We start from the raw sequence: 17,116 nt of genomic DNA, 5'->3' as shown, positions 1-17,116 counted from the left end.
CTAGCCCGCGTCCCGCTTCTTGTTGCGCTCTGTAATCGCCTTGGCGATGTGGGCGCGTTCGATGCCGCGCTTGTTGACGGTCTTGCCGTCGATGCGGCGGCCGATCTGGTCGGTGCCGATGCCGTACGGCTTGAGCGCTGCGGTGAGCTGTTCGGCCTTGGGCTTGGGGTCCATCTCGGCCCATGGCCCGTAGACCTCGGGGCGGTGGTCGGCGAGCCGGTCCACGATGGTTTCGGACCAGATCTTGGTCTCGCCCTTGCCGATGACGGCGGCGATGTCGTCCAGGATCGTGGCGAGCGCGGCGTCGGCCGGCGCCTCTCCGGCGGCGTCGCCGGAGAGCGTGCCCTCCGCCTGGCGGAGGGCCTGAGCGCGGGTGAGGATGGTCTCCGCGTCGCGGCCGTCGGCGAGGTAGGTGCGGACGATCCCGGCGTCGTCGGACATGCCCTTGAGCAGGCCGACTCCCTTGTGGGACTTCAGGAGCCGGGAGGCGTCCAGGCCTTCGCCGTACGATCCGGCGCCGAGGATGGTCTCCGACACCTGGTAGGCGCCGACGCGCAGGGCAAACCGGGCCTGGTGCTGGTCGCGGAGCACGGACGGGCAGGCGGTGTCGTCGGGCTTCTGCGTCGCGGTCATGACCGAGACGCCCACCGCGGGGGCGACGCGGGCGAGGAAGACCAGCAGGTCAAGGATGGTCTTCCCGTGGACGGGGTGCATCAGGTACTCCTGCACCTCGTCCACAACGAACAGCACGAGCGGCATGTCGTACTTCTTGTCGCGCGAGATGGCCGGGGTGAGCTTGCCCTCCGGGCAGACGTGCAGCGGGAGTTCGGAGAGCCGGTGGTAGCGGTCCTCCACGTCGGCCTTGAGCTCCTGGAGCGAGTTGACCAGGTGCATGACCGGGTCCACCCCGCTCTGCGGGACGGTGCCGAAGCCGACCCGGTGGGCGACCATCGAGAATTTCCGCCAGTCCGGGGAAGCCTTGCCGTCGAACACGTACAGGCGGACGTACGGGTCCAGGGCCGCGGCGAGCGCGATGGTGCGGGCGGAGAACGTCTTGCCCTGCCGCGGAACGGCGCCGACGAGGAGCGAGAGCCAGAGCATGCTGATCTCGACCTCGATGCCGCGTTCGTCACGGCCCCACGGGAACGGCTTCCAGAAGTCCACGCGGTCCGCGCCGAGCAGCGGGGTGCGGCCGGTCGGGACGGCGAGCGGGTCGCGGTTGGCCACCCACATGGAAACCCGGCGTGAGCTGGTCGTATCGCGGTCCAGGAACACCTGCGTCTCGGCCACGTCGATGCCCGAGGCGAGCGCGTCGCGCTTCTTGACCGCGTCGGAGAACGTCTTGCCGTACGGCAGGTCGACCACGACGCGCCAGCCGTCGCCGTCCTGCCGGATGGGCTGCGGGAAGGCGATGCCCTGGTCCGGCTTGGTGAGGCCGGCGGCGAGGAAGGCGCGGGTGACGATGTCCGAGGTGAGCTTGCGGTGGCGGAACTTCACCTGGGCCGCGTCGATCAGCGGCCTGTCCGCCGGCGTACCCGCCCACCCGAGTGCTCCGGTGAGGGCGATCAGGGCCAGCGTCAGCAGCCAGGCCGGGGCCAGGACCCACATGGCGAGGGCCGCGCCGAGGCCGATCACGCTGGCCAGGGTGGCGATGATGCCGCGCAGCTTCACCCGTGCGTCCCGCTGCCGGGAGAGCTTGAGGTACTCGCCCGCGTCCTCCGTACGGACGGCGGCCAGGCGGACCGGGAGTCCCTCGGCGTCGGAGACCCAGCGGCCGGTCGCGCCGATCCAGCGGAAGCAGCCGCGCGGGGCGTAGGCCAGCAGCTTCGCCGAGTAGACCGGGGTCCGCACCAGGTGGTACGCGGTGGTCTGGCCGTAGTGGCCTGCCGCCCACCTGGCGACGGCGGCGCGCTGCTTGGCGCTGGTCAGCCAGTCCGGGAGGACCGGCCTGCGGGCCTTGTCCTTGGCTTCGATGACCTCGGCGATCGAGGGCGGGAACGCGTGCTTGGGCGGGTCCACCGGGTCTCCCTCGGCGACGGTCCCAGCGTCGTCGGGGGCGTCGTCGGGGAGTTCGGCCTCCCACTCCCCCGGCCTGGCCTCGCCCGGAGCGAGCGGCTCGGTCTTGTCCTTCTTGGCGGGGAACGGCAGGACCGATGCCGACCCCAAAGAGTTCTGCTTGCTGTCCGGCTCTTCGTCCGGCTGCTCGATGACGTGGATCTCAGACACGATGGGTCTGCTCCTCTGTGGAGTTGAGAGATGGGGCCCGGACGGCGCTTTGGACGGCCGACCGTCCGGGCCCCGTACGACGTGATCCGTGCAGGTCAGGCAGCGCGCTGTTCTTCGGGGTAGGCGCAGGGCACGCACATGCCGAGCGAGGCCGGGATGACGTATCCGGCGTCGTGGCGGCAGGTAGGGCAGGTCCGGCGGGCGGTATTCGCCTTGGCGAGCGCGGCGGCTTTGGCCTGGGTCATCGGCCGGACCGGGAGGGCCAGCTCGATGCGGTACAGGAAGGCGATCAGCGGGCCACGCCGGTAGCGGGGCCGCTCCAGTTGGGCGACCACGTCCTGGCCGCCGGGGCGGAGGCCCGCGGCGCGGAGCTGTCGACGGGTGGCCAGTCCGTCCGGGGCGAGGCGCCACGGATAGACGGGCAGGGTTCCCATCAGCCGGTCCCGGAGGGAACGGCGGTCAGGTGGGGGCGGTCGGCTTCGTCGCGGGCGGCGAGGATCTGCTTGCGGCCCCAGGACTCGCTCATGCCGTACGCCTCCCCCAGTGCACGCGCGGAGAGTGGGCGTGCGGCCTGTACGGACTCGGCGTACGTGCGGCGCGCGTCCTGCCGCATCCGCTCCAGCTCCGCCTCCTCGTACGCGGCCTGGCGTGCCTCCTCCTCGTCCGTGGACGCGGGCCGCGCGGGAACGGCGTGCGGGGTGTGAGGGCTTCCGTCCCGCACCGCTGCCGCACGGGCGGTGAGCTGCGTGTGCTCCCCCGGAACGGGCAGAGTGGGGGCGAGCGGAGCTTGAGTGTGCGGGCGGTCGAGCTCGACCGAGTCCAGGGTGTGCGGGTGCCGTGCGGGGTGGCCCGCACACTCCTCGTACGGGTCAACGTCCGGCGGCTCCGGGCGGTGGTGGAGCACCTTGGCCACCAGGTCCGAGCCGAAGTAGATGGACCCGACTGGCAGGGATGTGGCCAGCAGCACGAGGGCCCAGTTCGCCGGATCCCAGTCAGCCAGCCTGCTCCAGTCCACCGACTCCGAGTGCAGCGCCGGAACCAACCCGTGCACGTAGTTCAGGACCAGCGAGGCGAGCGTGTATCCGGCGAGCACCCGCAGGGCGAAGCGGCGGGCGTCGTCGGTGAGGACCAGTGTGGCGACCAGGGCCAGCGCCATGAGGCCGTCCACGACGAACGGGTACAGCGTGGCCGCGGTGGCATCCGCGCCGATGGAGCGCGCGACATCCCGCAGCGCGTTCCACGACACCCGGAAGGCCATCCCGACGACGCCGACCAGAGCTGCGACCAGGAGGGTCTTTGCGCCGCGGTTCATGCCGCCGCCCCCGTCCCGCTCGCCGCTCCCCGGCGGCCGGCGCGGCGGCCGTTGACCGTCGCCCGTTCCGAAGTGAGGCTCTGAGCGGTCAACCAAGGGGCTCCTTGGCGCTTCGCCCGGTACATCTGCTCGTCCGCCGCGCGCAGCAGCTCGGAGAAGTCCGGCTGGCCGGCACACGGGTTGAAGCAGACCGCACCGATCGAAGCGCTGACCGTCAGCAAGTGCCCCCCGGCTTCTACCGGGCGTTCCAGCTCAGAGGCCAGGCAATTGAGGGTCTCGGCGAGCTGATCCTGGCTGTAGGCAGGAGCCACAGCAGCGAACTCATCGCCGCCCAAGCGGCCCACGACGGCCGAGTGGTCGACGGCCCATTCGCTCAGTCGCTCGCCAGCAGCGCGGATGACCGCGTCCCCGGCGGCGTGGCCGTAGGTGTCGTTGACCTGCTTGAACTTGTTGAGGTCGATCAGGCAGACCGCCCTCGGCTTGTGTGCCAGCCGGCGCCGGGCCAGCTCGGTGAAACCGTCCCGGGTCAGCAGCCCGGTCAGCGGGTCGCGTCGGGCGGCCTCGATCCGGCGCCGCAGGCGCAGGCTGTGCAGGGACCATCCGGCCGCGAGCGGCAGGGCAGCGGACAGGGCTGTCAGTGTGTGGCTCATGCCGCAGCCCCCTTGCCGCCCTTGTACGCCGGGCGACGGCCGGCGGGCCGCCGCACCAGCGGGGCGATGTTGAACAGCTCCGGCGCGTTGGCCTCGATCACCTGGGCGGCGACCCGGCTCACGTCGTCGGGCAGGTCGGGGTACTCGGAGAGGATGTCGCGGGCCGCGTCCAGGCGGGCCGCGCGCTCCTCCTCGTTCTCCCCTTCCACCCCGACCCAGAGCTCCAGCGGGGTGCCGAGGGCCAGTTCGATGAACTCGTTGACGCTGACGGCCTCCTGGCCGCCGATGAACGTACGCATCGCGCTCTCCTGAAGTCGAAGGGATGCCGAGGCGGTCGCGGTCTTTGGCGAGAGGCGACCAGCCCCGGGGGTGAAGCCCTTACTTCGCGGCTCCCTTCGGCCCCGCCCGTTCAGCGCGAAGGCGCCGGACGGGCGGGGGAGGCAACCGGCCGCAGCGTTGGGAACTGCGGGAGGGTGTGAGGGCCTCGCGGGCGGTACCGGACGTGAAGCCTGGGACGCCTCGCGCGGCGATTCAGCGGTGACGCAAGGGACACGGCTGGCCGTACCGGTCCAGTACGGCCAGCGCCCTCGTATGTCGAAGCAACACAGCGGCCTCCAGGTCGGAGGGGGCGAGGCTTCGCCGGCGCACCGTTGCCACGGCACGCCGGCCCCGAGCCTGAGGATCGGGTGCGTCATCGTCACTGCTCTGACGCCAGCAGGGCGGCGCGTGCCGGGTGGCACCCCGAGGGGTGTTCTCCAGAGCCAGCACGCGGAAGAAGTGGCCGCCGACGACATCCCGTCGCCATGGGGACGGGGATCACGCCCCGTCTCGTCTCACTTGGCACGCTGTTGAGTTCTCAAGGAACGAGTGCTTCCTTCAGGCCCCTTTCGAGGGCCCTCCGGGCATGGCAAATCCGGGCTCGATCGCGCCTGCCGACATGGCAGTTGCGGCCGATCGCGCTGGGCTCCCGGCGAAGCTCAACTCTGCCTCAGAGTGCACTGTGAGGCAGAGTTGCGCAAGCCCTTCTCTGCGCAAGAGCAGGGCGAGTGCTAGCTCTCTCTGTGCCGCTTGGGCACACTGAGGCAGTGACAGCGAACAGACATGAGGTGCAGATGGTCGAGTGGACCGGCAAGCCCGCCTACCAGCAGGTGGCGGAGCAGCTGCGGCGGAGGATTGCGGCCGGCGAATTCGCGGAGTCCCGCAAGCTGCCGTCCCTGGCAGACCTCCAGGCGACGTACGGCGTCACGGTGACCGTGGCTCGCGACGCCATCCGCCAGCTCAAGGCGGACGGTCTCGCCGTAAGCCATCAAGGCAAGGGCGCGTTCCTGACCGCCGAGGCCTCCGAGGCCGCCAAGCTCGCTAGCCCCGAGACGGCAATCGCGGAACTTCGCGAGCAGGTCGCTCGGCTCCAGGGTGAGGTCACCGAGCTGCGGGAGCGGGTTGTGGAGCTGGAGGGGAAGTAGCCCCCGGCCCGCACCGCCCCGGCCGTCAGCGCTGCGATGGGTGATGGGTTCACGACCGCCTGCCGTTGTCACAATCCTGCCCCCTTCGTTCGGATCGAATGGAGGGCTCCGACCTGCGTCGCTAGGCTGTCGCCCCGCCCTCTGCATCCTTTGTAGACCGGGTAGTTGACTGACCGACAGATCTGCCATGTGGCCGCCGGAGGGTGGCCACATAGGCCGCATGAGGGGGGATGAGTGGGGCAGCGACCGAATGACCTGACACCGCATGCAAGCCCTCAGCACTACCTCGGCGCCGAGATGCGCGCCTGGCGCACACAGCGGGGCTTATCGCTGGGCAAGCTCAGCCGATCGATCCTGTTCAACACCAGCTACATGGCCCGCGTTGAGCGCGGCGGCCAGGCCGCATCCGCCGATCTGGTCCGGGCATACGACGATGCCCTCGGCGCGAGCGGCTCGCTCGTCCGGCTCCACGCATCGATCCTCGAAGGGGTCAGTCTTGACGCCCTCCCCCAGGGGGATGTGGCTAATCGAGGGCCCCATGTGGCCAACGACCTTGTGGCCCTGGCTGAGGAACCAGAGATTCATGCACCGTCGGAGGAGGGGATGTCCGTCCCCGTACGTTCCGATGACGGAAGGATCATCTTCGTGTCCCTATCCCGAAGGGCTCTGATCGGTGCACTTGGCGCTGGTGCCGCCATCGCTGCAACCTCCGACCTCTCATCGGCAGCGATTCCTGCCCCGCGATCCGATCTCATCGCCTCCGGGGCCGACCCGATCGAGCTTCTCCAAGCAACCCGACGCGTGCTGATCGACAACGACAACCTGTTCGGTCCCCATCGGGTGATACCGACGGTCCAGCAGCAGATCGCCGCCATCAAGGAACTGCGCGCGGATCGCCGCGGAACCGATCGCCGACAGCTGCTCCAGCTACAGACCCAGTACTCCGAGCTGTGCGGCTGGCTCTATCAGGACCTCGGGGACTTCCGTGCCGCCCAACACTGGATGCGTGAGGCTCTGGAGGCCTCCCACATGGCGGGCGACGACGAACTGACCACGTACATCCTGGCGCGCCGCAGCCAGCTCGCCGGCGACATGAACGACCCGATCGAGGCGGTGGACGTCGCCGAAGCCGCGGAGGACCGAGCCGCGCCGAGGAGCCGCCTGGCCGCAGTGGCGGCTACGTACGGGGCCCACGGTCACGCGCTGCGGAATGACCAGCTCATGGCCCAGCGGGCGTACGAGCACGCGCGGGAGCTGCACGCCAGCATGGACCCGGATCCCAGCTCGTCCTGGGGGGTCTGGCTCGATGGCGCGTACATCGACGTGCAGCGGGCACACAGCCTCGCTGCTCTCGGGGACCACCGCGGAGCGGCTGCAGGTTTCCGGAATGCCATCAGTCGACTGCCCGCCGGCTACCACCGCGACCGCGGGGTCTACCTGGGGCGGGAGGCTGTTTCCCTGGCCCGCGCGGGCGAGGCCGAGCAGGCAGCCTCCATCGGACTTCAGGCCCTTGCCGTTGCGAAGGACACCGGGTCCGACCGCATCACGCGCGAGCTGGCCCAGCTCGATGGAGAACTTGATCAGTGGCGTACGGTCCCTGGCGTGAGCGACTTCAAGGATGCTCTGACCGAGGCAGTACTGCGCCAGACCTGAACAGGCTCCCTCCACACTGACCAGCAACAGAAGGAGACTCCGAATGCCCCGCCCGTACGTCCTGCTGAGCGTGGCCACATCCGTGGACGGCTACATCGACGACACCAGCACCTCACGCCTCCTGCTGAGCAACAGCGAGGACTTCGACCGTGTCGACCAGGTGCGTGCCGAATCCGACGCCATCCTGATCGGCGCCGGCACGATGCGATCCGACAACCCTCGGCTGCTGGTGAACAGCGAGGAGCGGCGCGCGGCACGGGTGGCCGCAGGAAAGCCCGCCTACCCACTCAAGGTCACCATCTCCGGGAGCGGAGACTTGGACGCCGACCTGAAGTTCTGGCACCACGGCGGAGAGAAGCTCGCCTACACGACGGACGCCGGCGAGGAGAAGCTCCGCGAGCGGCTTGCCGGCCTGGCGGGCGTGGTCTCCACGGGCCCGGCCATCGACTTCGGTGCCCTGCTGGACGACCTCGGAGCCCGCGGCATAGAGCGGCTGATGGTGGAGGGCGGCGGACAGATCCACACGGCTTTCCTCTCCCAGGGCCTGGCGGACGAGATCCATCTCGCCATCGCCCCCCTGGTCGTCGGCGACCCGGGCGCCCCCCGCTTCCTGAACCCCGCCGCGTACCCCGGCGGCTCCACCCGCCGAATGCACCTCGCCGAGGCCAGCACCATCGGCGACGTGGTCCTACTCCGCTACCTGCCCAAGCAGGAGGGCTCCGCGTGACGCACGCCGACGATGTGACCTGGATGGAGAGGGCCATCGAGCTCTCCCGTAAGTGCCCGCCGGCAGAAGGAGCCTTCTCTGTCGGCGCCATCATCGTGGGCGCAGACGGTGAGGAACTGGCCCACGGCTACTCCCGCGAGACGGACGCCCACGTCCACGCCGAAGAATCAGCCCTGGCCAAGCTCCCCGCGGACGACCCCCGCCTGGCGGGCGCCACGCTCTACAGCACGCTGGAACCCTGCTCGGAGCGCAGGTCCCGCCCCCTCACCTGCACCCAGCTGATCCTCCGCTCGCCCATCCGCCGTGTGGTGATCGCCTGGCGAGAGCCGAGCCTCCTGGTGGCCGACTGCATCGGGGTGGAGTCTCTCCGCGCCGAGGGCATCGAGGTCATCGAACTCGACGACCTGGCAAGCCGAGCACGCGCAGTGAACACCCACCTACTTGCGTGAATCGTGTCCCAGCTGTCCGACTGTCCGGTTGGGGCTGTGCCCTGCACGCTCCAGTTCTTCACCCGATCCCGCTCCCGGAATGACCGCGCGGGGGGCATCTTGCGCGAACACCAACACGTGAGCAACATGACTGACCACCCATCAAGGTGGCCCAGACTGGATCGAAACGGGGATTCGTGTCGACACTCATCGCACTGATCTACACCACAGCTGGCGGGATCGTTGGCTCAATCGCCACCACCGCATTCAGCCAAGGGAGGGACCGTCGGACGGCCAGGGCCGACCTGCGGAAGGCTCTGCACCAGGTATTTCGGGCTGGCACGATGCTCAGGAACATGCGTGCTGAGCTTCAAGACTTTCACAATCACATCGCGGACCTGGAAATCATGGCCTTGACCGCGGGGGCACCGCGATCGCTCGTCGCGCTTCATCAGCAATTCCGGCGCGATCTATATCAGATCAATAGTTTCGCGCAAATACTGGACGATTCCAACGCTTTTCCACCGTCTTGGTATCAATTGGCTCGGGATCGCGGAGACCTCGCAATGGCTGTTGAGGCCCAGTTGCAGGCGTTTACCTGGCATCCCTGGCGCACGCGCTTCTCGCTCCCCTGGAGGCTGCGAAAGCTCCGGAGGGCGCAGGTTGCCATCGACGCGCAAAACGCCGACAACTGGCGCGCCTTTGAGGTCCATCGGAATCACTGCATCGAGCTGGAGATAGCCCGGAGTAACAATCAGCAAGACCACACCGAATCGAGTACCTCGTCGGCTCAGAGCGATTCTGACTGACATACCCAACTCGTGGGCTATAGAGCACGAGGGTCGTCGACCCAGGAGCAGGCCCCCACTCCAGTTACTTCGGGACGAAGCGGTCCCCCACCAGGGGGACCGCTGTCTTCACAGACCTCATGGGTGCCCCAGCGTGTTGAGACTGGACGTAACCACTGCTAGGTGATGCGAGGTTGCCCACGCCCGCCACTCCGTACCACCACCGGCTTTAGACCTCTGCCGCATGGCGCACTCGTTTAGACGTGCGTCGCCCCATGAAGTTCGCGCCCCTGTCGCAGGCCAGTACGAGGACGCGACCAGGTCAGCGCTCAGTGTGAAGAAGTCATCATTGCCGGAGCGGATTCGCGGGTAGACGAAGACCTGCCAGTCGTCCGGTGTCGTGTAGCGCATGTTGGGGTGCGGCGTTCCACGGGACTTCTCCGGCATCCGGGGATGCGTCACACCGAAATCTCCGAAGTCTGGCGACCTCCCACGGCATCCACTCAAGACACGCCGCCAGAGCTGCGCGTCACGTCTGGCTACTGGCGTCGCCCGCCCCCTCGGAAACCCCGTCAGGTTGGCAGGGAACGCTCCGGCAGCAACACACTCACGCCGCCAGCGCCATGGAGAGAGTGCCGTGAGCGCGGCCAACGCACGGTCGGCCAAGCCATCTCTTACGACGCTGGAATCCACCGGCCCTGCGTCAATGAGGAGGTCGACCTCTTCCGGATCCAAGTGAAGCACCCGAAGCAGCCACCGGATCTGTCCGTGATCAGGAAGGAACTCCGGTGTGTCCGCGGCAACGGACACACGTAGGCAAACGCCACTCCGATGTAAGGCGATCGCCTGTGAAGCCTCAGCCAGGACGTCTCGCGAATCCGTGTACCGGACGACCGGGCACATCGCCACGCCACGGAGGCCGAGAGACTCACTGAGGCGGGCCATAGGGCCACCAGCCTCGCCCTCAAGGACTCGTGCCGTTGGCAGGGCACCGCTGTCCACAGTCAGGACAGCGCCGTTCGGCACTGCATTCATGGCCCGGTCGCAGAAGGTCTCCAGTACATCCCACACGTCTGGGTTGGGGACCAGCTCCATGACGGGGCGAATACACGAGCGAACCGTCGGCGTGACGTGTGCGAGGGCCGAAAACTCCCCCGCCTTGCCCTTGAGTATCGGAACGTATGCCAACGGCTTCCCCCAGCGCACTCAGCACCAGCCAATGGATGTCTCGCTCACTCCAATCAGAGTGTGACGAGAACCCGCCATCTCAGATAGAGACACAAATGAGCCAAAAGGCTGATTCTCACCCAAGTGGGATGGCTCGCGGGATGCACGGCTACCGCGGGCTGAGGGGGCAGTTCGTGTGAGGGGCGTGTGCGAAGGCCAGCAGGCACGGGGATGGCTGGCGTTTATGCAGGTAGACAGCACAATCGGACAGCTCCTGATCATGCCCTCCGGAGCCGTGTGCGCAGGTTCGAATCCTGCCGGGGGCACTTACTGTGTAAGTGTCACAAGACCCCGCCACCAGCAGAAACGCTGAGGACGGGGTCTTCGCGTATGCGCAGCCGTATTGCCAGGCCGCGCAGCGTGTGACAGCCCCTGCGGCCTTCGCAGGCGACAAAGGGACGCTCGGTGCGTAGGCGGGGGCGGCGGCGCAGTTGGCGGGCGGGACGTCTGTGCGGGGGGGCGCCGCGGACGAGGCCGGTGCCGCGGGCCGGTGCTGGCTGGGTCGTTCACAACGATGCCCACATGTGAGGCCAGGCCCGCCAGCCCGGTAGCCCGTCCCTAACCTACGGCTTTCGCCGCCCACCTACCCGCGCGTCGGTAGAGCTCGACAGCGATGGCCACTGCGTCGCGGAACCGTGGAGGGAAAACCCCCCATTTCGTGCGGTCGAGCAGTTCTGCGGTAAGCACGCTCCTCGGTTGGATTGGGCGCGACGGCTGTTCTGCCGCCCGGTGTCTGCGGGGCCGACCTGGACGTTGCCGACCTGGGCGTCCTCGCCGTTTCCGGCGGTTCGGGGGTGGGGGTCCGGTGGTCTGTACGAGGGGAGTGGGGGTGGTCTGTGGGTTTTGGGGGGTGGGGTGGGGCGGGGGGCGTGCGTAGGGTGGTTGGTGAGGCCGCAGGGTGCTGTTGACCTGGTGCTTTGCGGGTATGGGCGCGCATAGGGATGGGCGGCACGCATGCGTGAGCTGGTGGAGACGGCACGGCGTTGGGTGGCCGAGGGGCGGGCCGGGTTCCTGGCCCGGCCCGTGACCGAGCAGGGGTTCGGGCCGCGGGATCCGGCCGGGGCTCTGCTCGTCGACGCACGGGGGGAGTGTGTCGGGAACCTGTACCGGGGGGTCTTCGACGCCGAACTCGTCGCCGAGGCCGGGAGTATGGGGGCCGGGGAGACGGCCCGGGTGTGCGAGGTCGCGGTGGGGGCGGGCGAGGCCGTCGAGGCGCGGTTGACCTGCGGCGGGCAGGCGGAGGTGCTGATCCAGCCGCTGGGCGCGGTGCCCGCCGAGTGGTGGGACTTGCTCGAACAGGGGGTCGGGGTGGCGTTGGTGACCCGTCTGAACGAGGCCGCCGATCAGGCCGTGAGCCATGTGGTGCGGGCCGTCGACGCGCCGCGCGACGACGCGGGGCGGCGGGCGGGCGAGCTGCTGGGGACCCGGCGGCCCGGGCGGGACGCGCTGTACGGGGAGGCCGGGCTGGTGCTCGTCGAGGCGTACCCGTCGGCGCCGTACGTGGTCATCGGCGGGGGCGGTGAACTGGCCGGCGTCATCGCCCGCCAGGCCGAACTGCTGGGCTGGGGAGCGGAGCTCGTGGAAACGGCCGCCGACGCCGAGAAGGTGCTGACGGATCACCGCGACGCCGCCTGCCTGGTGCTGCTCAGCCACGACCCGGACTTCGATGTGCCGACGATCAGCAGGGCGCTGGCCCTGGAGGTGCCGTACGTGGGGGCCCTCGGCTCGCGTCGGACCACCGCGCGGCGCCGGGAGGGGCTGCTGGCCGCCAGGGTGTCCGAGCCGCGGTTGGCCCGGGTGCACGGGCCGATCGGGCTGGATCTGGGGGCCCGCACCCCGGCGGAGACGGCCCTCGCCATCTGCGCCGAGATCCTCGGCGTGCTCGGTGGTCGAGAGACCCGGGGACTGCGTGACTCCGACGGCCCGCTGAGGGGGTAGGGGCCCGTTCAGGGGCCGCGGCCGTTCGGGCTGGCCCTCGACGTCTACCCCCGGCCGACGACCCTGCGGCTGTGACCTCTGCTGATGGAAGGCGGGCCCTCCGGTGATCGCTTGCGTGCGAGCGCCGGGGGGGGGGAGTTCCGCATGACAGAGCAGGTTGCCGTGTGGGCCGCTCCGCGCGGAGCGCCCGTCGGCGGGGCCGACCCGGCTCACGCCCGCCCGGGAGCAGGAGCGCGGGTGACCGCCAATCGCCGACCCTCGCGCCCCGACGGGCCCCCGGTCAGGGTTACAGACGACGAGGTTGCGCCGCGGACGCGATCAGCGCGGCGCATGGTGCTCCGCCGCCCCTGGTATCCCCCGGCGGCGGCTGCGCCCATGGTTCGCAACGGAGCCGAGGGCCGGGGCCCCCGCCCCGTCAGTCGCCCAGGGCCCGCTTGAGCTGCGCCTTGTCCATGTCCGAGCGGCCGTGGACGTTGCGGCGCTTGGCCTCCGCGTAGAGCTGGTCGTACGTGGGGCCCTGCGGGCCCGTGTGGGAGTGGAGGCCGCCGCGCCGGGAGGAGGACATGTCCTCCAGCGACTCCTTGCTCACGGTCTTGGACTCGCCCGCCCGGGCGCGCTCCTTGTTGACCGTCCGGGCCGCGATCTCCTTCGCCTTCTCGGCGGGCTCGCCGCGCTCCTCCAGGCCCTCCTTGATGTGCTCGTACTGGCGTTCGCGCTTCGGGGAAGATCCGCGGGGCATGACCGGGCTCCTCTCGGTGGGGGTGTGCGCCCTGCCTCGTACCCCGAATGCCGCAAGGTATCCGGGCCGCAGGGGAGCATATCGGGCCAAAGTGCGGGAAAATGGGGGCATGGACCCGATCCTGAGTGTGGACTCGACCCTCACCGACATCGCGTGGTTCCTGGTCGTCGGAATCATCGTGGCGGGCTTTCTGCTCGGCGGATTCTGGCTGGGCAAGAAGATCCGGGCGCAGGAACCCGCGCCACCGACCCCCGAGAGCCAGCCGCACCTCCCGGCCGGCGGGGCTGTCCACGAGGTGCGTGAGGAACGCGAGCACGTGGAGTTCCCCGACAGCGGCCTGAGGCCGCACGAGATGCAGGGCTACGGAAACTTCGGCTCCACCACCTCCAGCCATCCGGAGGAGTCCCGCGCCGAACGGGAGTCCGGCTACCGGCACCCCGAGGGCCCGCCCCCGCACGCGCAGCCGGGGGCTCCCCCGGACTCGGGACGCGGCGCCCACAGCTGACCCCCGCCACCCGGGCAGACCTCTGACCCGCGCCTCACGCGAGAGCGCGGGTCAGAGGTCTGTCCGCAGCCTGAGCACCTCCGGCGGCGGGTGCCGGGCCGACGTGTGCCGCACCTCCGCCGTGAGCGGCGGGTCCAGCGGCGTGAACGGCACCTCGCCGAGGCCGATGGCCGTGACGGTGGCCCCGCCCGGCGTCTCCGAGCCCCCGGCCTCCGAGCCCCCCGCCCCCGAGCCCCCGGCCCCTGAGCCCCCGGCCCCCGCGCTCCGGGCCGCCGCGGCCTCGGCCACCTCCGCCCGCAGCGCCGCCGACAGGGGGCTCGACACCAGCGGGGTCCCGTCCCCGACCGGCAGCACCAGTACGAGCGCCAGCGGCCGGCGCGGAGTCCCGGTGTAGCCGACCACCGCCGCGTCCCGCACGTTCGTGTGGCGCAGCTTCTGCCAGCCGCGGCGCCCGGCCGGGTAGGCCTGGTCCAGTCGCTTGACGACCAGTCCCTCGATCCCGCTGGCCGGGAGGGTCTCGTACCAGGTGGCGGCGAGATCCGGATCCGTCGTCATCGGGACGGGCTGCAGGGGCGGCCCCAGCGGCATCAGCAGGTCCACGAGGAGTGCGCGGCGGCGCTCGTACGGGCGGGCGCGCAGGTCGAGGCCTGCCAGTTCCAGGACGTCGAAGGCGGCGTACGAGGCCGGCAGGGTCTGGGCGAGTACGGCCGCGCGCGCCGCCGTGGCCGCCGCCGCCCGGCGCTGCACGAGGGCGAACTCGGTCCGGCCGGCGTGCCAGATGACCACCTCCCCGTCGAGGACCGTCCCGGCGGGGAGCTGCAGGGCGGCCGCCGCCAGGTCCGGGAAGGCGGCGGTCACGATCCGGCCGGAGCGGGCCTGGAGCGTGACGTCGGCGGCCGAGCGCAGTACGACCATCCGGTGGCCGTCGAACTTCGGCTCGTACGCGAGCCCGGGCCCGCGCGGGAGCGAGCGTACGGAGGTGGCCAGCGCGACGCGGATCACGGTCTGCGCCCGGGGAGCGGGTGGGCGCGGCCGGGGTCGGTGAGGGGCGCGAGGAGGTCGCCGTCGAGGGCGAGCCGGGGCGGGATGTCGTCGGCGAGGAACACCAGGTCGGCGGGGTTCCGGCAGGCCTCGACCTCGGCCCAGGAGACGGGCGCGGACACCGTGGGCCGGGCTCGTGCGCGCAGCGTGTAGGGGGCGGCGGTGGTCTTGGCGGCGGCGTTCTGGCTGTGGTCGACGAAGACCTTGCCGGGCCGCAGGACCTTGGCCATGCGGTGCACGACGAGGTCGGGGAGGTCGCGCTCGGCCTCCTGCGCGAGCTGTTTGGCGTACGCCGACACCCGCTCGGACGGGGTCGGCTCCAGGGCCACCGCCAGGTGCAGGCCCTTGGAGCCGGAGGTCTTGGCGAAGGCCTCCAGGCCGTCGGCGGCGAGCCGGTCGCGCAGCCAGAGGGCGGCGGCGCGGCATTCGACGACGGTGGCGGGCGGGCCGGGGTCGAGGTCGAGGACGAGCCGGTCGGCGACGGCGGGGCTGCCGGCGGTCCACTGGGGGGTGTGGAACTCGACGACGAGGTTGGCGGACCACATGAGGGTGGCCAGGTCGGCGACCACGAGCTGCTCGGCGGACGGGTCCTCGGAGCGGGGCACGGGGGTGGTCGTCACCCATGCGGGTGTGCCGGGGGGCGGATTCTTGGTGAAGAAGAGCTGGCCGTCCGGGCCGTCGGGATAACGCAGGAAGGACACCGGCCGGTTGTGGATGTGGGCGAGGAGAGGGCCCGCGACGGTGGCGTAGTAGTGGAGCACCTCGCCCTTGGTGAAGCCGGTCTCGGGGTACAGGACCTTGTCGAGATTGCTGAGCGCGATGCGACGGCCCTCCACCAATGTGATCGGCGTCATACGATGAGATTGCCACGAATCAGGAGGAACCGTGCGATCCATTTGGAACGGGGCGATCTCCTTCGGCCTGGTCAGCATTCCGATCAAGCTCGTGAACGCCACCGAGAGCCATTCGATCTCCTTCCGCCAGATCCACCTCGCCGACGGCGGGCGGATCCGCTACCGCAAGGTGTGCGAGACGGACGGGGAGGAGGTGTCGGCGGCGGAGATCGGCAAGGGGTACGAGGAGGCCGACGGCTCGATCATCCCGATCACTGACGAGGATCTGGCGCAGCTGCCGATCTCCACGGCCAGGACGATCGAGATCATGTCGTTCGTCCCGGCGGACGAGATCGATCCGCTGCAGATGGACGCGGCGTACTACCTCGCCGCGAACGGGGCGACGGCGGCGAAGCCGTACACGCTGCTGCGGGAGGCGCTCAAGCGGAGCCGCAAGGTCGCGATCGCCAAGTTCGCGCTGCGCGGGCGGGAGCGGCTCGGCATGCTGCGGGTCGTCGACGACGTGATCGCGATGCACGGGCTGCTGTGGCCGGACGAGATCCGGGTGCCGGAGGGGGTGGCGCCCGACGCGGACGTGACGGTGCGGGACGCCGAACTCGACCTGGCGGACGCGCTGATGGCGACCTTGGGCGAGGTGGAGATGTCCTCGCTGCACGACGACTACCGCGAGGCGGTGGAGTCGATGATCGCGGCGAAGGCGGGCGGGGCGTTCGAGCCGAGCGAGGCGGTCGTGGAGCCGGCGGGCGGGCAGGTGATCGACCTGATGGCGGCGCTGGAGCGGAGTGTGCGGGCGGCCAAGGAGTCCCGGGGTGAGGATGCGGGGGCCGACGCTGACGCCGATGCCGACGCGGTCGGCGGCGGTACGGGGACGGGCTCGGGCGGGGCGGCCGAGGTCACGCCGATCCGGCGCAAGGCGGCGGCCGGGCGCGGGAGCGCGAATGCGCCGAAGGCGGTGGGCGGCAAGAAGTCGACGGCCTCGTCGGCCGGGAAGGCCGCGTCGGGGGCGGCCTCGACGAAGAAGAGCACGGCGACGGGCAAGTCCGCCGCGACGTCCCGGAAGACCACGAAGACCGCGGCGAAGACGACGGCGAAGACGGCGAGGAGTAGTACGAAGTCGGCCAAGCCGGGGGCCTCGGGAGCCGCGAAGTCGACCGCGGCGTCGGCGAAGAAGTCCTCCGCTACCGCCGCGAAGAAGGCGGCGGCGCCGGCCCGGAAGCGCTCCTCGGCCTGACGCCTCGCGGCGAGCCCTACGCGACTCCCCCGCCCGGCACCGGGCCCCGGGCGGGTCCGGGCCGCAGGCGGGTCCGGGCCGCGGGCGGGGCCGGACCGCGGCCGCCACCGAACCCGGCCGGGACCGGGCCGCCGCTTTGGAACCTCCTCGGTCGGGCCCGAGCCGGATCCGGGACGGAGTCGGGACCCGGACCGGGCCGCCGCCACGGGTCCGGGCCGTAGCCGAGACCGGGCCCCCAGCCAGGACCGGGGGCGGGACCGGGAGCGGGGCCGCAATCCACACCGCACCGCGCGCAACGCAGCCGAGGAGCGAGCCGGGACCTGAACCAGGGGCC

At 70.5% G+C, this 17,116-nt stretch carries 17 protein-coding genes; 8 read left to right on the top strand and 9 right to left on the bottom strand.

Annotated features, from left to right (window positions below):
- From ACFWUQ_RS04520 to ACFWUQ_RS04500, 5 genes are all read right to left on the bottom strand, one after another.
- A complete protein-coding gene (locus ACFWUQ_RS04520; protein WP_384532656.1) occupies positions 1 to 2,226 on the bottom strand; it encodes a cell division protein FtsK in 2,226 nt (741 codons plus the stop codon).
- Between the two features lie 95 nt (positions 2,227 to 2,321).
- Positions 2,322 to 2,660 carry an RRQRL motif-containing zinc-binding protein gene (locus tag ACFWUQ_RS04515; RefSeq protein WP_384532653.1) on the bottom strand — a complete coding sequence of 113 codons (339 nt, stop codon included), beginning with the start codon at positions 2,658 to 2,660 and terminating at the stop codon, positions 2,322 to 2,324.
- On the bottom strand, positions 2,660 to 3,538 hold the full coding sequence (locus ACFWUQ_RS04510; RefSeq protein WP_384532650.1) for a DUF2637 domain-containing protein: 879 nt from the start codon (positions 3,536 to 3,538) through the stop codon (positions 2,660 to 2,662). Before ACFWUQ_RS04510 ends, ACFWUQ_RS04515 begins: the two co-directional genes overlap by 1 nt.
- Positions 3,535 to 4,188 carry a GGDEF domain-containing protein gene (locus tag ACFWUQ_RS04505; RefSeq protein WP_384532647.1) on the bottom strand — a complete coding sequence of 218 codons (654 nt, stop codon included), beginning with the start codon at positions 4,186 to 4,188 and terminating at the stop codon, positions 3,535 to 3,537. Before ACFWUQ_RS04505 ends, ACFWUQ_RS04510 begins: the two co-directional genes overlap by 4 nt.
- Positions 4,185 to 4,487 carry a hypothetical protein gene (locus tag ACFWUQ_RS04500; RefSeq protein ID WP_384532644.1) on the bottom strand — a complete coding sequence of 101 codons (303 nt, stop codon included), beginning with the start codon at positions 4,485 to 4,487 and terminating at the stop codon, positions 4,185 to 4,187. The genes ACFWUQ_RS04505 and ACFWUQ_RS04500 overlap by 4 nt, the downstream gene beginning before the upstream one ends.
- A gap of 786 nt (positions 4,488 to 5,273) precedes the next feature.
- Between ACFWUQ_RS04500 and ACFWUQ_RS04495 the strand changes: the two genes are divergently transcribed.
- The 5 genes from ACFWUQ_RS04495 to ACFWUQ_RS04475 all read left to right on the top strand — a co-directional run bounded on the left by ACFWUQ_RS04495 (position 5,274) and on the right by ACFWUQ_RS04475 (position 9,268).
- On the top strand, positions 5,274 to 5,651 hold the full coding sequence (locus ACFWUQ_RS04495; protein ID WP_384532642.1) for a winged helix-turn-helix domain-containing protein: 378 nt from the start codon (positions 5,274 to 5,276) through the stop codon (positions 5,649 to 5,651).
- 234 nt (positions 5,652 to 5,885) lie between these two features.
- Entirely contained in the window at positions 5,886 to 7,304 is a 1,419-nt protein-coding gene (locus tag ACFWUQ_RS04490) for a helix-turn-helix domain-containing protein (RefSeq protein ID WP_384532640.1), read from the top strand.
- A gap of 43 nt (positions 7,305 to 7,347) precedes the next feature.
- A complete protein-coding gene (locus ACFWUQ_RS04485) occupies positions 7,348 to 8,031 on the top strand; it encodes a RibD family protein (protein WP_384532637.1) in 684 nt (227 codons plus the stop codon).
- 23 nt (positions 8,032 to 8,054) lie between these two features.
- The gene (locus tag ACFWUQ_RS04480; RefSeq protein WP_384532634.1) at positions 8,055 to 8,480 is read left to right on the top strand and encodes a dCMP deaminase; all 426 of its coding nucleotides are present in this window, start codon (positions 8,055 to 8,057) and stop codon (positions 8,478 to 8,480) included.
- Positions 8,481 to 8,656: 176 nt separating this feature from the next.
- Positions 8,657 to 9,268, top strand: a complete 612-nt coding sequence (locus ACFWUQ_RS04475; protein ID WP_384532631.1) for a hypothetical protein — start codon at positions 8,657 to 8,659, stop codon at positions 9,266 to 9,268.
- Between the two features lie 117 nt (positions 9,269 to 9,385).
- Here the strand turns inward: ACFWUQ_RS04475 and ACFWUQ_RS04470 are convergent, their stop codons facing one another.
- Positions 9,386 to 10,453, bottom strand: a complete 1,068-nt coding sequence (locus tag ACFWUQ_RS04470; RefSeq protein WP_384532629.1) for a beta family protein — start codon at positions 10,451 to 10,453, stop codon at positions 9,386 to 9,388.
- A gap of 975 nt (positions 10,454 to 11,428) precedes the next feature.
- On the opposite strand from ACFWUQ_RS04470, the gene ACFWUQ_RS04465 reads away from it, so the two are divergent.
- On the top strand, positions 11,429 to 12,412 hold the full coding sequence (locus tag ACFWUQ_RS04465; protein ID WP_384532627.1) for an XdhC family protein: 984 nt from the start codon (positions 11,429 to 11,431) through the stop codon (positions 12,410 to 12,412).
- Between the two features lie 415 nt (positions 12,413 to 12,827).
- Here the strand turns inward: ACFWUQ_RS04465 and ACFWUQ_RS04460 are convergent, their stop codons facing one another.
- Positions 12,828 to 13,151: a plasmid stabilization protein gene (locus ACFWUQ_RS04460; protein ID WP_384532625.1), complete on the bottom strand. Its 324-nt coding sequence runs from the start codon at positions 13,149 to 13,151 to the stop codon at positions 12,828 to 12,830.
- Positions 13,152 to 13,260: 109 nt separating this feature from the next.
- Here ACFWUQ_RS04460 and ACFWUQ_RS04455 point away from each other — a divergent pair, with 109 nt between their 5' ends.
- A complete protein-coding gene (locus tag ACFWUQ_RS04455) occupies positions 13,261 to 13,656 on the top strand; it encodes a DUF6479 family protein (RefSeq protein ID WP_384532623.1) in 396 nt (131 codons plus the stop codon).
- Positions 13,657 to 13,707: 51 nt separating this feature from the next.
- Here ACFWUQ_RS04455 and ACFWUQ_RS04450 read toward each other — a convergent pair whose 3' ends face one another.
- Together ACFWUQ_RS04450 and ligD are read right to left on the bottom strand one after the other, a co-directional pair.
- Positions 13,708 to 14,655 (bottom strand): ATP-dependent DNA ligase, encoded by a 948-nt coding sequence (locus ACFWUQ_RS04450; protein ID WP_384532795.1) that lies wholly within the window; start codon positions 14,653 to 14,655, stop codon positions 13,708 to 13,710.
- On the bottom strand, positions 14,655 to 15,551 hold the full coding sequence (gene ligD / locus ACFWUQ_RS04445; RefSeq protein ID WP_384532620.1) for a non-homologous end-joining DNA ligase: 897 nt from the start codon (positions 15,549 to 15,551) through the stop codon (positions 14,655 to 14,657). The genes ACFWUQ_RS04450 and ligD overlap by 1 nt, the downstream gene beginning before the upstream one ends.
- Positions 15,552 to 15,582: 31 nt before the next feature.
- Between ligD and ACFWUQ_RS04440 the strand changes: the two genes are divergently transcribed.
- Positions 15,583 to 16,782, top strand: coding sequence for a Ku protein (locus ACFWUQ_RS04440; RefSeq protein ID WP_384532618.1), 1,200 nt, complete (start codon positions 15,583 to 15,585; stop codon positions 16,780 to 16,782).
- The last annotated feature ends 334 nt before the right edge of the window (positions 16,783 to 17,116 follow it).

The sequence above is a fragment of the Streptomyces sp. NPDC058662 genome (genome assembly GCF_042716255.1).
Taxonomy (GTDB): domain Bacteria; phylum Actinomycetota; class Actinomycetes; order Streptomycetales; family Streptomycetaceae; genus Streptomyces.
This window is presented reverse-complemented; position numbering and strand designations above follow the sequence as displayed.